At 49.4% G+C, this 16,439-nt stretch carries 13 protein-coding genes; 2 read left to right on the top strand and 11 right to left on the bottom strand.

Annotated elements, in window-relative coordinates:
• Positions 1–15 precede the first annotated feature (15 nt).
• From ACLJQJ_RS15120 to ACLJQJ_RS15085, 8 genes are all read right to left on the bottom strand, one after another.
• A complete protein-coding gene (locus tag ACLJQJ_RS15120) occupies positions 16–561 on the bottom strand; it encodes a fimbrial protein BcfE (protein WP_063809572.1) in 546 nt (181 codons plus the stop codon).
• A complete protein-coding gene (locus tag ACLJQJ_RS15115) occupies positions 562–1,569 on the bottom strand; it encodes a fimbrial protein BcfD (protein ID WP_063809573.1) in 1,008 nt (335 codons plus the stop codon).
• Positions 1,570–4,191 carry a fimbrial usher BcfC gene (gene bcfC, locus ACLJQJ_RS15110; protein WP_063809574.1) on the bottom strand — a complete coding sequence of 874 codons (2,622 nt, stop codon included), beginning with the start codon at positions 4,189–4,191 and terminating at the stop codon, positions 1,570–1,572. It lies immediately after the preceding gene.
• Positions 4,192–4,195: 4 nt separating this feature from the next.
• The gene (gene bcfB / locus ACLJQJ_RS15105; RefSeq protein WP_000739906.1) at positions 4,196–4,882 is read right to left on the bottom strand and encodes a fimbrial biogenesis chaperone BcfB; all 687 of its coding nucleotides are present in this window, start codon (positions 4,880–4,882) and stop codon (positions 4,196–4,198) included.
• A 100-nt stretch (positions 4,883–4,982) separates the two neighbouring features.
• Positions 4,983–5,525 (bottom strand): fimbrial protein BcfA, encoded by a 543-nt coding sequence (locus ACLJQJ_RS15100; protein WP_000743357.1) that lies wholly within the window; start codon positions 5,523–5,525, stop codon positions 4,983–4,985.
• Between the two features lie 429 nt (positions 5,526–5,954).
• On the bottom strand, positions 5,955–6,659 hold the full coding sequence (locus ACLJQJ_RS15095) for a winged helix-turn-helix transcriptional regulator (protein WP_000738619.1): 705 nt from the start codon (positions 6,657–6,659) through the stop codon (positions 5,955–5,957).
• 280 nt (positions 6,660–6,939) lie between these two features.
• Complete coding sequence (locus ACLJQJ_RS15090; protein WP_063809575.1) at positions 6,940–9,936, bottom strand: hypothetical protein; 2,997 nt, start codon at positions 9,934–9,936, stop codon at positions 6,940–6,942.
• Between the two features lie 92 nt (positions 9,937–10,028).
• Complete coding sequence (locus ACLJQJ_RS15085) at positions 10,029–12,128, bottom strand: glycosyl hydrolase family 18 protein (protein ID WP_063809576.1); 2,100 nt, start codon at positions 12,126–12,128, stop codon at positions 10,029–10,031.
• 380 nt (positions 12,129–12,508) lie between these two features.
• Here ACLJQJ_RS15085 and ACLJQJ_RS15080 point away from each other — a divergent pair, with 380 nt between their 5' ends.
• Together ACLJQJ_RS15080 and ACLJQJ_RS15075 are read left to right on the top strand one after the other, a co-directional pair.
• Entirely contained in the window at positions 12,509–12,952 is a 444-nt protein-coding gene (locus ACLJQJ_RS15080; RefSeq protein WP_000860681.1) for a transcriptional regulator, read from the top strand.
• A 16-nt stretch (positions 12,953–12,968) separates the two neighbouring features.
• Positions 12,969–13,502, top strand: coding sequence for a glycoside hydrolase family 108 protein (locus tag ACLJQJ_RS15075; protein ID WP_001068132.1), 534 nt, complete (start codon positions 12,969–12,971; stop codon positions 13,500–13,502).
• 60 nt (positions 13,503–13,562) lie between these two features.
• Here the strand turns inward: ACLJQJ_RS15075 and ACLJQJ_RS15070 are convergent, their stop codons facing one another.
• The 3 genes from ACLJQJ_RS15070 to dnaJ form a co-directional block, all read right to left on the bottom strand.
• A complete protein-coding gene (locus tag ACLJQJ_RS15070) occupies positions 13,563–13,907 on the bottom strand; it encodes a phage holin family protein (RefSeq protein ID WP_000026889.1) in 345 nt (114 codons plus the stop codon).
• Positions 13,908–14,033: 126 nt separating this feature from the next.
• Positions 14,034–14,981, bottom strand: coding sequence for a LysR family transcriptional regulator (locus ACLJQJ_RS15065; protein WP_000534911.1), 948 nt, complete (start codon positions 14,979–14,981; stop codon positions 14,034–14,036).
• A 280-nt stretch (positions 14,982–15,261) separates the two neighbouring features.
• Entirely contained in the window at positions 15,262–16,401 is a 1,140-nt protein-coding gene (gene dnaJ, locus ACLJQJ_RS15060; protein WP_001119009.1) for a molecular chaperone DnaJ, read from the bottom strand.
• Positions 16,402–16,439 lie beyond the last annotated feature (38 nt).

Genomic DNA, 16,439 nt, shown 5'->3' with positions numbered 1-16,439 from the left:
AATTACGATGGCTCCTCATTCATACTGCATATCGAAATACATGACCGCCGTCGCGTTCCCGGACGTGACCGTCGGCCGGGTCGATTTATAGCGAATATAAAAAGACAGCGTGTTGCGTCCGGCTTTCAACGGATAGACCACCGAGTCGGCATTATTGATACTGATGGTATCCTGATCATCATTCAGAATTTCCACCCCAACCCCGCTTGCTAACATGTTTCCGCTTCCCATCCCGGTGTCGGTTATCGCCAGTAGCGCGGGATTGTCCGGATCGGGTTCGCCGGTAAACCAGATCTTCGCCCCGGCAATTCCTCGGGAACAATTTTTGAGGTTGATATTAAAGGGCTTAAATTTTGTCGTTGTTCCTGTCGAAGGAAAGTCGCCAACCGCAAACTGTCCTAAATCAATACTTTGACTGAGACTGGAAATATCTATGTCGCAGGTTTGCGCCACAATAGTGCCGGTAAATTCGAGGTTATAAGCGAGGTCGTCAGCGCTGGCATTGATTTGTGGACACAGCATCAGTCCCATGGCCAAAAGAGCGCAGTGTGATCTGTTCATTTAGTCAAAGTCCACTCGCAGGCTGGCCAGTGCGGTAAATGCCCCTTCCGCAGGCGTTTCGCCTGTTGTACTTACCGGGTAGGCTTGCAATGTGATGTTAGCGCGTCCGGCGCTATCGGTGATAAAAGGCGCGACGCTCTGTACATCATTGGGGATAAGCGCGTTTCCTTCATCGGTTTCGACCACTACGCCGACATCGGCATTATCCGAAGCGATAGCCTGGGGAAAGTGGCTATCCGGCGTAGCGATAAGACGCATTGTTAAATTGACCTGCGAATCCAGACCGCTGCACTTTACCGGTACGCTGAATTTTTTCGCTCGTACCCCCTCCGGCTTTTGGCCTGCATGGTTGAAATTGCCGCTGTATAATGCACCGAAATTCACCAGAATCGTTTGTCCGGCGTTGATTTCACAGCTTTGCGGTACGGTCACCGTTCCACTATAAAGAATGCTGTATACGACATCTGTCAGCGGATCGCCTGCGGCGGTCATGACATAAACATTGAACATAGTCTTAGGACTAATATTCACCGTGCCGACGAACGGTTTAACAATTTTGAGCTGAAACTCCAGATTTGAGTCACGAACGTAAAACGGTTGACCCGCTTTCACATTTTCATCATATCCCATCAGGACATTGTTCATTGGCGGATAGATATCGCCCGCCGAAGAATCCTCAATTCGCATTCCGCCTTCCAGGTAGTCCGGATCCAGCTTTAAATATTTCCAGTTACCGCTTGTTTCTACGACCGGATATGGCGACACATAGGAGCGATAAGTCTGGCTATAGGTCGCCGCGCCGGCGGGACACACCGCCTGTACATTAACTTCCTGGCTTTTTTCCAGTTGAACCGTTTTTCCCACCTGGTTTTGTTCTGCCGTCAGAGTGGTCGTTAAATCGTAATTAATACTGGAAGGTACACCGTTAACGTTTTTACACACGTCTGCGAAGGCGTACTGCGATAAGACACTTCCCGCCAGCAGAGCAAATAAAAGAGGTATTTTCATTTAATGACACTCCGCATGTTGTCGACTCAGAATCTGACGGGAGGAAGAGAGATGATAGGATGCGACGCACTGTTGATCCGGCAGGTTCCCCCAGCGAACGTGCAGAACGCCTTGCGCTGACAACCCGGAAAGATAGACTTCCCCGGCCTCGTCAACAATCGCCTCCGCATGGCGATCATTCACCGTCACCGTTGCGCCAAAGGGTACAGGCTTACCGTTATGATTCAGCGTTACCAGGGCACGCGCGCCGACCCGCGCTTTAAAGCGGGCCAGAACCAGCGCGCCTTCGGTCGGCACAACGCGAGTCACCGCGTCATCAATATCGACATCATCAGCCATGGCGTTAACGTCCAGCGCCATACGGTTTTGGCGATATGTTGTCGCATACGGCACCACCGCATAGCCACGCGCGTCCGTATGAATACCCGGCTGGTCGACAACGCCGACGTTGGCTGCGCCCGGCGCGGCAATCAAAATATTGGTATTGCCCAGCGGCTGGCTTAGTGTCACTCCATGCGCGTGCGCCACCAGGCCGCCGCTCAGGCCATAATTCACCTGCTGGTAATCGCCGTTATCGCTAACGTTATAGCCAATGTTGGCGTTACCTTTCGCCCCATCGTATTCCAGGCTGGCGGCGCCGCTTTCGCCAATACCGTGATTCTGATAGCCTTGCTGTATGTTGTAACTAAGATTGTTTTCGTCCAGTAGTGTGCCGCTAAGGCCCGCATTCTGCGTAACGTTATGCTGTTTGTCCGTACTGGTGCTAAAGGTAGCGTAAACATTGTGATGGCGCGTGACTTCATCATCGTGTTGCAGCCATTGACTTAGCGGCACCGAGATATTCAGCGCGAAAATTTGATCGCGCTCCGCATCGCCTGCGGATTTGTTATTGTTGTAAGAAACGCTCCATGCAATACCCGCCAGCGTATCGCTGTATCCCACCTGCAACAAAGAATCCTTTTCATCAGTGTGCCAGTAACTTTGCTGACTACCGGTAATAAAAAGCGATCCCAACCCGCCTAGCTGTTGATTGATATCGAGTTGTACTTTCCCCCTCCTGGTATAATAAAGATTGTAATAATCCGCCCATTCCGGCCTGCTTTTATCGCTGTCAGTCCGATCGTCCTCGTCATAGCCGCTCATCCGTTTCCACGTGGTATCATCCAACGTGTAAAAGCCCGAGGTTGAATAGCGATAGCCCATAAGCTGTAAATTGGTTCCTGACTGTGCAAGCGATTTGGCATACAGGAAACGCAGCGATTGCCCCTGGTAGGTGTTATTATCCGCCAGCGTACTGGTAGCCTGGGTGACATCCAGCGACACCGCGCCCCAGTCGCCCAGATTTGCGCCGCTGCCGATCGCCAGCGCGTGATAATGACTGGAAAGTTGTGTTCCGCCATACAGCGTAAAACCATGCGGCAACCCCCATATCAAGGTCGCCTGACTGAATTTCACCTTCTCTTTTTGACTACTATCGCTACGATACTCCGCCACCGTCGCCGCATACTTCAGCCGCCCTTCTCGTTGTAGAATCGGCACGGCGGAATAGGGCACGTTATAGCGATTAATAGAACCGTCGGATTCTTTGACTTCCACAGTCAAATCGCCGCTGGCGGCGGTAGGATAGAGATCATTAATAGTAAATGCCCCGGGCGGCACATAGCGCTGATTAATGATGTAGCCGTTTTGCCGAATGGTCACTTGCGCGTTGCTTCTGGCAATGCCGTGAATGGTCGGCGCGAAGCCCTTCATGCTGTCTGGCAACATATTGTCGTCAGACGCCAGTTGTAGCCCGCGAAAAGGAAGGCTGTCGAATAATGCGGAGGGGGTATAACTATCGCCTGCCGTCAGTTCTCCCTGCAAAAAGACCACATCACGTTCCAGATAAGTACTGATGTGCTGCCAGTCGCTGTCGCTATTCTGATCGCCGCTATTCGCGTTCCATGTGGAGTAGTCGCGTAACCGCCAGGCCCCCAGATTAAGGCCGCTATTCAATCCAAGAAAATAGCTGTTCTCCGCACTGCCGCCTGGGCTCCGATCCTGACTATTCGCGCCGGTAAAGGTGTAATTCAATAGCAACGCGTTAATACCTTCATCCCAGTATTTCGGTGGGATATAGCCTCTGGCGCTGGCAACCATCGCCGCCTGCGGGATGCTAATGTCGAGACGTTGCTGCGCAAAATCAAAGCGGGTCCGGGCGGCCGGTATCGCACTGGCGAGATCCGGACAACTTCCCGCCGCCGCCTTCGCCAACAGTGGAAACGCCCCGGTGTTTACCCCCATATTTTTAAGCATTTCAGGCGTCAGGCAGGCGCGTAATCCGCTGTCATCGGTGGGCGCGCTTTTTTCCGTCGTCTTCACCGCCTGGAAGGCAATGTCTCTGGTCGCGAGAAACGTATTGTTCAGGTAAACGTCAACGCGATACATCCCCGCCGCCTGGGCATTACGGGAAAAGGTCGATAGGTCGGCCACCGCAGACGGGTCGTCAGACAGAAATGCCGGGTTGAAATAGTTTTCCGCCCACCCCGGCGCAGGCACCAGTGCGATAGCCAACGCCAGCGGGGTTAATACGGGTTTAGCTACGCTGGAGTAATATCGCGTCATGAAAAGCTGATTACGCATAACATCATGAAGCTGGACAAACGCGTGCTGGCGTCGTTGCGCCAAAATCGTTTACCGTGCGCAAAGATACCTGGCCGGGCGTCGCCGGGAGAGTGATCGCGCCTTTCGGCGGTACCATAGTATTCGGCAGTTTTTTCCCCGCGCTGTACAGTTCAACCATCGAAACGTAGTACGGCGAAGGGTTAGTAATCGTTAGCTGGCCGCGCTCGTTACGGCAGCGAAGCGTCGACGGGGCATGAGCTGGCGCCTCCGCCAGATTTTTCGGGCGGATAAATAGCTTAATCACGCTTTGCGTCGCAATTTGCAGGGAGTTGCCGGTCAATTTATTTTTATCGACAGAGGGTATCGCTTTACTGTTTAAATAAAATACGCTTTCGCGATCGGTCGGTAATGACGGCCCGACATACATAATACGTAATATATTTTCTTTTTTAGGCTGGATCACAAAGAGAGGCGGCGTAATGATAAAATCCGTCGAGCGTGAACCATCGGCATTGGCGACCCATGACTGAATTAAAAAAACATTGCTGGCAGAAGAATTAATAATCGGCAAGGAGGTTTGCTTACTTCCCTGCGGATAAATCACCCTGGTCGCGCCCAGCGCAATACCTCCCGCCTGCGCGGCAAACGACAGGCCGGCCGCCGACAGCAGTAGCAATAATCGAAGGAAAATCGGTAAGTTTTTTTTCATCTGCGTAATATCCTGATGCCGTCGGTTTGTTACGCGCAGTGACGCGCGTAACTCCCCTTTCTCGCCTCCCAACAGACGAGAAAAAAATCCCGATAAGGAATCAGGAATAAACCATGCTAAATGTCGCCGTCGCGGTAACATTACCGGCAGTCGCCGTACCGGTAGCGATATAATCCACGCTAAGCGGAATAACGTTTTCGCCATCGTTCAAGGTAACAGTACTGGACGATTCACCGATATTCAGCGCCTGGCCATCTGGTCCATAAAGTTGTAATGCCACATTCGTCGCCGAACCTGCCCCAGCGGTATTCGCCAGCGACCCCGGCTGGTTTGCGTCCTGTTGGCCATTAAAAATCACCGCCGCATTCTGGCTGGTCTGAGTATCGCAGTCTTCCAGTTTAATGGTGAAATCTTCTTTTTGATTCGCCACCATACCGGCCTCGGTTAATTTACTGGCGCGAACCTGGCCTAATGTCACGGTCTGATCGACAGAGTCAGCGGAAACAGAACAGGCGGCGTCAACGACCTGTCCGACAAAATTTACCGTACCGCCAGTGACGGTTGTAGTATCCGCTTGCGCGGTGGACAACATTCCGCCAAAGGCAATTGCAGAGACCATTAATGCTAGTACAGGCTTTTTCATTCAAGCTCCTTTTAAATATAAAAATGAGGGTAATCAGATTTTTTAACGAAACGGCTGCTGATATTTCTTCACAGCAATATCACGACTTTTTCTTATGCGAAAAAAAGTGTCTTCTTGTTCTGATATAAATGTCAGAGGCAATAAAACAGCCACTCAACGTCGTGAGTTAATCTTTACGTTATAATGAGATAACGATGTTATTAATTATTAGCAAGCCAACGGCAAGTTGCAATCATCGACATTTGGTTTTATAGGACCAGGCATAACCTATTGTTTTATATTAACTTTACACCAGTCGTTCGGCCTATCTCCTTTAGCCGTATTGACTTTTTAAAAATAACCTTCATAACAACCTTCAGTAAAACATTCTATTAACGATATCAGGCAAATTCAGTCGAGATATGTAAATATATCGTTGCGTATAGTACATTAATACGCCACTGGCAGTTTTCCGAGCGCCGTCAGCCGCCCATTATCAATATGGATATACCCGCCTTTTTTTAGTTCAGACAGAATCTTCATGGTCCGACTGCGCGATATCCCGGTACGCCGTTGAATAAAATTCAACACGATAATGCTTTCCCGGTAGGCCTGTGGATAAGCCCATATTTCAGTCAGCAGCGCCCGAACTTTCAGATAAGAATCGACGCCGACTAATTCACGATCGCGCGCGCTCATCACCATCAGACGGTAAGCCAGACAACGGGCCACGTCGTGCCACAAATCGCATTCATCGGCGATTTTTATAAAATCCGGCAGGCGAACAAATCTACCGGTACAAACCGTTTCTGCGAGCAAAAAGTGTTCCGGTCGCGCGGGGACATTATAGGTAGCGCCATAGCTGTCAACCATACCCACGACCGATGGCGCAAACGATGAAGATATATGGAGTCGTTTGTCATTATGACAGAAAGAAACAACTCCAGACTCCAGTAATACAATGTAGTGTTCATCGTTTGCCTGTAAATAAAACTCATCGCCGATACCCAGCGTAAACGGTTGACCAAATGGCAACAAGGCCGAAAATAAGGCATCAATCGCCGCGTGAGGTTTAGCCTGCTGAGAAAAAAGAAAAGAGTGTAATGAATTCTCATTATTATCTTTAGCAAAAGCGTCGTTCATCATTTTTTTCATTAACGGTTGTCTACTCAATGTAGCGTCACAGTATAACCTCTCAAAAAGTACTTAAATTAATAATAAATAACATCGCTATGCAGTATTTCTGTATTCACAAGGCACTAATACGCAATATTTTTAAGATTAAGACAATTCTTAATACAAAATGATTACAGAAAATTAATAACGAATTACGCATAAAGAATGAGAGGTCAGGGGGCGCAAGAAAAGAGATTCGAAAGAGCGCGCCTTCGAATCTCAAACTAATAGTCCAGATTAATGCAAATAAGCAGTGATATTATCTGAAATAGCGTGGAGCAGCATAATACTCTACCATTTTATCCGCCAGCCAGCCGCCGTCTTCACCGTTAGAATGGATTGTCGTAATACTGATAGTAGAACCACCGCCCCATAAGATCGAAAAGACGTTAAAGTCCGGTAGGTTCAGCGCCTGCATCTGGCCCCAGTCATACCCCTTATCTTTACGTAAAAAGTCGCCGACGGTCGGGACGCCGTAAGTCGCGCTATTTAAGGCCGTATTGAGTAGCTGCAAAGAGAGCGTGTCAGGATCGCTGCCAATGCGGGCGTCACCCATAAAAAAGGTTCCGCCGGATGCAAAGTGCGCAGCGCTGATTTTACTGACGCCCTCTTCTACTGTAGGCATATGGCCGCCAGGGATTTGCCACAGCATGGCGGGCGTCAGCAGCGCTTTCGTCACCTGTTTGACCATCGCCAGGTAATTAAGCCAGCATGTCGCATTCCAGCCATAGTGGGCAAGCGCATCAGGACTGAAACAGTCACGCTCAAATTTATCAAACGCAATAAAGTCCGGCGCATATTCTCCGCTATAAACGCCCAGTTCATGAATAAATCCGGCGATCGCCTGCCCTTCAGCTACCGGATCAGCGGTATCGCGCAGCACCCAGTCCGCCGTTCCTGTCGCCCAGACATTCGTCTGCCAGCCAAAAGCCACATCCGGGGCAAACTGACGAACAAGATAGTTCACCGCCTGAATATAGCCGTAGAGATCGTCGCTAAACGTCGGCAACGAAGGCGCGATAAAGCCAGCCATCGCCGGTAATGCTTGTATCGCCGCCGCCAGTTGGGCATTCACCGGCACACTGTTTTTTTGCCGTACTACGGTATAGCCATACGGTCCTTGCTGTAGCGCCCCGAGAAAATCCGGGTTAAGCACAAAGGTGGCCGGGACAGGATGCGTCTCATCTTTGTATGACTGCGCTGCCAGACACTGGGTAATAAAGTTACCAAAATGGTTACGTAGCTTTTGCGCATCCTGTAAATCCGCCAGCGCGCTACCGCCGCTGGCATTCGCGGTATAAATGACCATTACCGGCATGACGCTACGCCCGGCTTCTTTTTCTATCTGGCGCACCAGCGCAACGGTTTTATGGATCGGTAACGTCGCGTAATCCAGAAAACCATCCCCGTTCACGTCAACCTCCGCGGCCGGAACCGGATCGCCGCCGCCGTCAAAACCATCGTATTTAAACAACGCGCTAAACGGTATATCGCGATAAAGAGAAACCGTCTCTGGCGCGTTAACCGTCACGCCGCCATGAGCAAGGTAATCAGGCCAACCTTTTACCTGTAGCGTCACGCCGGGCAGAAACTCCAGCGCCACATGGTTGACCTTTTGCAACAACCGTAGCGGCCCGGCCTGTTCACAACGCCACGGCACGCTGTCGATGAAAATATCGTCCGTCTGAACATCATACAGCCCGGGCGCAAAGCGTAATGCCAACGTCTGCCGATCGCTGCCGCTCTCCAGCATTAATGAGTACTGATATTTACCGCTGCTGAACAGATAACGCTGCGGCGCGACGCCATCGGGTAGGCCCAGTAGAGTGGCATCCACCGTCACGAAACTCGCCGTGTCGAGCGCTGACTGTTGGTAAGCGACAGCAACCTCGGCAACCTGCGCCGCAGCAGGGATAAACCCCGTAAGCTGTATGGGTGCCGATATAAAGCGGTTATTAATCATCGCAGGCTGCAGATTGACCGTATAATGATGCCCCGCCAGTAGCCGGGTGATTAACTGCGGTTGGTTGGCGATCAGCGTGACGGTACGCTCATCCGCTTGCGTAGTATCAGCGATATCAACGGTCAATTTCGCATTACCAAGCGCAGGGGCGTCAATCATCAGACGCGCGCTGGCATAACGGACAATCGGCAGACAGGATACCTGGACCTGCGCGGCGGCATCGCCGGATTGCAGCGTAACGGTAAAAGAGGACTCGACTGGCGCGATTTGCATCTCATCATTCGCCAGTACCGGTACGGTAAGCCGATACGTTCCTGCGCTAAGATCGCCTATTGTCAGCACCTCTCCCCACTCGCCGACAAAGCGCCGGGTTTCGCCGGCAGGAAACAGCAGCTCAATCGCCGGTTTGAGCGCCACGGTCTGCGTCATGGCAGGAAAATGAACACAAATTTTTCCCTGACGGGCAGGGTCATGGGCCAACGTCGCGCTCAAATCGCTGATAGCAACTGGCATCTGCGTGGCGGCCAGATAGCACTGTAATTCGGCGGTATCCCCCGCCGCCAGCATCAGCGCGCCGTCATGATTAATGGTGATGGTATTCTTCTCGATGGGCCATCCCCCATCGCTGGCCAGCGTCACGGCCTGATTCCCCAGCATTGTTCCCTGAAACGGACTGTAGGGATCGGGGTGCGCGCTGGCCGTAAAATTCAGTTGAAGCTGATTGAGATCTACCGCCTGAGCGTAGAGGTTGGTCAGCGTAAAGGTGACGCGTTGATACCAACTCGCGGTATTCAACTCGCTAACGTTAAGCGTAAGGCCGCGTTCCTGAAGGTCATTGTCCTTTTCCGGCACATCGGGTTCGGCGGGTTGTTCGTCTGCGGCGGGTATCGCTGGCGTCTCCTGATCGGATGGGGTTTCAGACTCTGTGTCTTCGGATGACGATGACGCCAGCGTCAAGGTGATGGCGGACATTTTTACCGGCACCTGCGTCGCCGCGAGGCTGAAAGAGAGCGTCCCGCGTTCGCCCGGCTGAAGAAGTAATGCATCGCTGTTATTAATGATGATGTTGTTAGTTTCCAGCGTGCCATACGAACTCTCATTCAGCGTAAGCGGCAGGTTCCCTTTGAGCGTACCGCCGCTATTTCCCCATGGATCGATGTGCCCGGAAGCCGTGAATGATATTGCGGCATGGTTCATATCGACCGGATTACCGCTCTCATTGATAAAGGTTAAGGTGATTTTTTGATACCAGCTGTTGACGTCAAATGCGCTGGCATGGATGGAAATGGTCATGGTCTGCTCTTCCTCTGTCCCTGGTGGAGAAAAGCCCCGGTAAACCGGGGCTTGAATCATGAAGCCCAATACATCGTGCTTAATGCCGTGTATTAGTAAGCGCCAAGATCGGTCCATGCACCGCCGACACCGCAGTTCAGGTCAGGCTGGTCGCCCATAGACCACCATTTCACCTGATAGTTATGGCCTTTCCAGCTAACGATTTCGAAAGAACCCCAGTTTGCGCCATAAACGGTAGAAGCATCCCACTGCGCGTAAGGTGACGTTTTGTCATCTGCTGGCGTATCATCCTCAGCCGGCGTGGTATCTTCTTCCTCGTCCGGTACAGGAACGATAATCTCTTCTTCCTCTTCCGGTTCCGGTTGAACCTGAGATAGCGCAGGCACAGCCGTCAGAACAAAGCGCTGCTGAGAGGACGGTTCGTTGTAGCAGTCGCGTACAAACAGGGTGAACTGGAAGGCTGTTTTTTCGCTAACTTCCGGTACCACAACCTCAATGATTTCAGCCGTTTTGTCTGCCACAGTGATTTGAGAAGGCACGCCCCAGCTAAAGGACAGCTCATCGTTATCTTCATCAGAAGAACCTGCGCCAGACAGCTGTACCGTAGATCCGCCTACGACCAGCAGTTCAATCGCCGCTTTCGGCGCGTGGTTGACCTTCTGTGCGTCGTCGCTGTCGCTCTGCTCTTCATCTTTTTCTACATTGATACCTTCAAAGTAGAACGGTTCCATATCGATAACTTCAGATTCGATTTCATAACCCAGACCTTCACGCACGGCGTTAACCAGCACGCCGTTGTCCTGATCGATAGTCCAGGTAAACACGCCGCCCAGGCCCAGTTTCGCTGCATATTCGCCTTTTGCTTTGACGGTACGCGGCGTATCCAGGGATAAAAACAGTTTGGATTCCGGGCTATACAGGTAGTCAGCATCAGCGACCTGGTCGGTGTAAACGTTGAAACCGTTACGGCCTTTCTGGTTTTCCAGATCCAGGTAGCTATAAATGACGTCATACCATTCGCTGGTGCCGGATTCGAAGGAACCGGTAGTAGGGCCTGAACCTGGGTTGTAAGAACCTTTCAGCGGCGACAGGGATTCAATTTCTACCTGACGAGCGTTACGGGTATAGCCGGCATAACCGATGTTGATACGGTCAGCGGAGAAACCTTCCGCCAGCAGGTGATCAACGATGGTTTCGACAGCCCAGCCGCCCTCTTCCAGCGCTTTGCGGTTGGTGTGGTGGCCCAGAGTTTCCGCCCACGGCGTACCGAAGAAGTCATAGGTCATCAGGTTGATGCCATACAGGCCGGCAGCCATCAGATCTTTTACTTTCGCATAGTCAAAAATAGTAGTGACAGCAGAAGCGGCAATAGAGATCTTCACATTGCTCAGACCAGCAGAATCCAGCTGTTTACGCAGTTCGGCAATCAGCAGCGCGTAGTTAGCGCCATCTTCCGGACCAAACGGGTTGCCCGCCCCTTCATCGTTCGGGTATTCCCAGTCAATATCCACTTCGCTGAACATCGGGAACTGTTTGAACAGTTTCACCACGCCTTTGGCGAAGATTTTACGAGAAGAGTCAGAAGCGGCGGTTTCGTGGAACCCGTTACTCATGCTCCAGCCGCCGATACTCATGGAGAGCGCCAGCGTGTGACCTGCGGCTTTCGCTTTTGCCTGCATATCACGCAGCGCGCCCAGCATACCTTTGGCGTTAGCCTGGGTCACGGTTTTCGGATCAACATCCCAGCCGCTGGTTTCAAAACCCAGGTTGATATAAGACTGGAAATCGCCCCACGGATCGAGGAAGGTCGGTTCATATTTCACTTTGCCGCACTGTGCTGCCGCTTCTGCTACGACATCGCGGTCTTCTTTATCAATTTTTCTGAAACCGGTGATGCCAACAAAGCCGAAAATCAGTTTGTCATAAGCCGTCGGTGAAACGTTGGTTAAATCATAACCACGGCCTGGTTCGGACATATTGCCTTGCAGACGGCTGTCATACTGTGACCAGTCGGTGTAATAACCAAATACCTTCGGTTTAGTCGTGGAATTTTTATATTTATTGTATACCGGTTTCGCAACACGAGCGGAAGTATAGCTTATTTTATCATCGCTTGTTGCAGGGTCAAAACCATTCGCTGCATGGGTAGTTTCAGTAATTGTATCGCCTTGAATCAGTTTGCTTGTAGCCATTTTCAAATTTCCTTTTACGTTTCAAAATTGTCGCAGCTCGTTCTGCGGGGTCCATAATCGTTACAGGCATAAAAAATAGCTAATCACAAAACATCATCTTTTTAGATGATATAAAAATCATAAAAATGAGGTTAACAACACCGTCTGTCGAAGAGAAAACAACATCTCTCAGCGCCCGCTTAGTCCGTTCTGGTGAGAGCATAGTAAATATCATTTATCATGTAATTAAATATCATTTAATTTCAATGAAATAATGTGATTACACTCGCTATAGACAATGACAATACAATAAAACCAGTGACATTTATTGGATTAAGACATTTCTCATACAATATAGTCACCACAGACAACCAGGATGTACATTTCTAAAGGAAGACGTTATGAAAACTTATATCATTAATAGCAACTGCATTTACAATGAAGGTAAATATGAACTGAGGACGGTCTCAAATTCACAGGTTATTAAAATGACTGCGATGAGAGCCAAATGTCTCAGTTTCATCATCGAGAATGCTCATCTGGAGATTATCGAGCGACAAAAAATAACCACTGCGTTATGGGGAAGTCGAAGCCACTATGTTAATGATGCAAATCTAACGCAGATTCTCTATTTAATCAGACGTGACCTTAAAGCGCTTGGTATTAACGATCTTTTTATTACCATTCCAAGACAAGGTCTCAAAGTGAATAGTGATATCGCCATTATCGCGACGGATAGCGAAACAAAGGGAAGAAAAAAACAGATTGTACGGCAAACCATCGCCGCCCTGACGACCGTATTTTCAGTAACGTTAGGTTCTCTCATGTATCTGCATATTCACTAAGCGAAGGAAAGGGAAGATGAATCCAATTATAGATGGAATTATTGCGCTTGAAGGCGGTTACGTATTTAACCCTAAAGATAAAGGCGGCGCCACCCATTGGGGCATTACCGAAGCCACGGCGCGAGCGCATGGCTATGCTGGCGATATGCGGGATCTGACCCACGCTGAAGCCTACGCGATTCTCGAAGAGGATTACTGGATAAAACCAGGCTTTGACGTCATCTCGACGCTATCGTGGCCAGTCTCCTTCGAGCTGTGCGATGCGGCAGTCAACATAGGCGCTTACCACCCCAGCGCGTGGCTGCAACGCTGGTTGAACGTCTTTAATCACGAAGGTAAACGCTACCCGGATATTCATGTGGATGGCAATATTGGCCCGCGGACGCTTGCCGCTCTCGAACATTATTTGGCCTGGCGAGGCCAGGAAGGGGAAGCCGTTTTGGTGAAAGCCCTCAATTGCAGTCAGGGCACGTACTACTTAAACGTTGCTGAGAAAAACCACAATAACGAACAATTTATTTATGGCTGGATCAAGAATAGAGTGACCTAGACCCGGCTGAAAAAAAACGCGTAAAAGGCTCACGGATGAGCCTGATACTGCGAATGATAATTAATCTGAATTATTCCCTTCGATAATTTTTTTAATCCGCCGCCCAAGAATTTTTAAGATCGGACTCGCGAAAACACCGCCTAAGCCTGCCGCCAACAGAACAATGTTGAAACTGCATTCTTTTTCGATTGCAATCGCGCTTAACAAGAAACTGGTGAAGCAGGAAATCACGATCTGCGTTAAGCAATATTTAATACTTTCATGAGAACTATTATATTCTGTCTTATCTTTGCGTAAAAGATAGCTGACAAAGCCTCCCCACGCGCCAATCGAAATAATAGTGAGTAAGATCTCTAGCTCCAATAGCACAACTTCCGTTGTCGACACATGGTTGGGAATAGACATTTTAACACTCCGAAATCATTATAAATGAATAATTAACACAAGGAGTGTAAGCGCCCTGTCAGAAGGGTAAAAATCAAAGCACATCATTTAAAACCATATTAAATCAAAGCGTAAAAATGAGGTGTATTAGCGACGGAAGGAGGAAAGCGTTTGTAACATACTTACCATCTCATTAATCGTCGATATATTTCTACTATTTTTATTCCAGGATGCATAGACCTGAACTGACTTCAAAGCCAGTTCGGGCGGAGGCTGAATAAATTTAATGTCATATTTACGATGATTTTTATAAAAAAGCGCTAATTTCAAAGGCATCAATGCAATCAATGAGGTTCGTTCGATCATGCTCATCAAACCGTTAAGCGAATCACTGCGATAGCCGACAATACGCCTGCCAGTATAGTAAAGCTCATCCTTAAATAACTCGCTATCATGATATATCACTGAAGCCCCCATCCCCGGCTGATATAACGCATGACGCGAAGAATAAAAATGATGTAGCGACAGTTGTGAGAGGGTACTCAGCATGTGTTTACTGCTACAAATACAAACAAATGATTTAAAACTATCAATAATTTGATTCTCTATGCCGGACTCCAGCAAAGGTTCGGCACTAATCAACAGATCGCCTTGCGCAGTAAACAGAAGTTCGCTGATATGCTCCCGACTCATATTTCTGACAGTGAAATGATTTATCAAAATACGGTCAAATATATCGCTGTTATAGAGCTGAGAAAGATAATAGCTTTCAACAATATCACTGCCTAATAACGTTATCTGGAACGCTTCATCTTTTTTGCTATTACAGAGAAATGTGTCATCCACCAGTTTCATCACCTGACTGAAATTTTGGTGAATGTCGACAGCCTTAGCTGTGGGGATGAGCCCGCCTTTCCCTCTGCTAAACAGTTCTTCCGGGTAATAACTCTGCAGGCGCTTTAACGCCAGAGAAACGGCAGCCGGTGTAATGCCTAACTTTTTTGCCGCCATAGCCGCATTTCCTGACAAAATAACAGCGTCAAGAATTTTGATTAAATTATAATCAAAGCTCTTGTTGGCACCTTTCGATCCCATTCGCTGTCTGCCTCCGGAAACTAAAAAAAGCAATATAGATAATACTCAAGATAAATCAATTCACAGCATCTAAAAAAGCAATCATTAATGTCATCACATCACGTTTTTTTAAAGAATAAGCGTATACAAAACTGCTGATTAACATCAATTTGTTTATCAGTAAAAACAAAATATCAACAAATGAGAGGATACGATGCGTTTAACAGAAGCCTGGGCGCGTACAGGCAGAAAAAAGCCCGGATATACACCCGGGCTGAAGAAAAATACAACGGGAAAAAGATTAGCGAGTCAAATCGTCAAAGAATTTTTTCACGCCGTCAAAGAAGCTTTTTGAACGCGGGCTGTTTTTCTCTCCCGTCGGGCCGCCAAAACTTTCCTGAAGATCTTTTAGCAATTGCTTCTGTTTTTCGCTCAGACCGACAGGCGTTTCAACGACCACACGGCACAGCAAATCGCCCTGCGCGCCACCGCGTACGGACTTCACGCCTTTGCCGCGCATACGGAACAGCTTGCCCGTTTGTGTTTCGCTCGGTACTTTCAGCATCACGCGACCATCTAACGTCGGCACTTCAATTTCACCGCCGAGCGCCGCCATCGCAAAGTTGATCGGCACTTCGCAATAAAGATTATTGCCTTCACGCTCGAAAATAGGGTGTTGTTTCACCTGGACCTGAACGTACAAGTCGCCTGCCGGTGCGCCATGCTCGCCCGCTTCGCCCTCGCCTGCCAGACGAATACGATCGCCGGTATCCACACCCGCCGGGATTTTAACGGACAGAGTTTTACTCTTTTCAACACGCCCATGACCGTGACATTTATGGCACGGATCTTTGATCAGCGTACCGCGTCCCTGACAGTGTGGGCAGGTCTGCTGTACAGCAAAGAATCCCTGGCGCATCTGTACCTGACCAGAACCATGACAGGTCGGACAGGTTTGCGGTTGCGTGCCAGCTTTCGCCCCGCTGCCGTGGCAAACGTCGCACTCCTCCAGCGTCGGAATACGGATCTCTTTGGTCACGCCACGCACCGCTTCTTCCAGGGTGAGATCCATGTTATAACGCAAATCAGCCCCACGCGCCGCACGTTGGCGACCACGCCCGCCGCCAAAGATATCGCCAAAAACGTCACCAAAGATATCACTGAAATCAGCGCCGCCATTAAAGCCGCCGCCAAATCCGCCGCCCATACCGCCTTGTTCAAACGCGGCGTGACCATACTGATCGTAGGCTGCGCGTTTTTGCGCATCGGTCAGCACTTCATAGGCTTCTTTAATCTCTTTAAATTTAGCTTCGGCCTCTTTATCACCCTGATTGCGGTCCGGATGATATTTCATGGCCAGGCGCTTATACGCCTTTTTGATTTCACGCTCTTCCGCTGTTTTGGAAACGCCTAAAATCTCGTAGTAATCTCTTTTCGCCATCTCTTTTTATCTGCCCTTAACATGCATACACGGGCGGA

It is taken from the genome of Salmonella sp. SAL04202, from assembly GCF_046550775.1.
GTDB classification, from domain to species: domain Bacteria; phylum Pseudomonadota; class Gammaproteobacteria; order Enterobacterales; family Enterobacteriaceae; genus Salmonella; species Salmonella enterica.
This window is presented reverse-complemented; position numbering and strand designations above follow the sequence as displayed.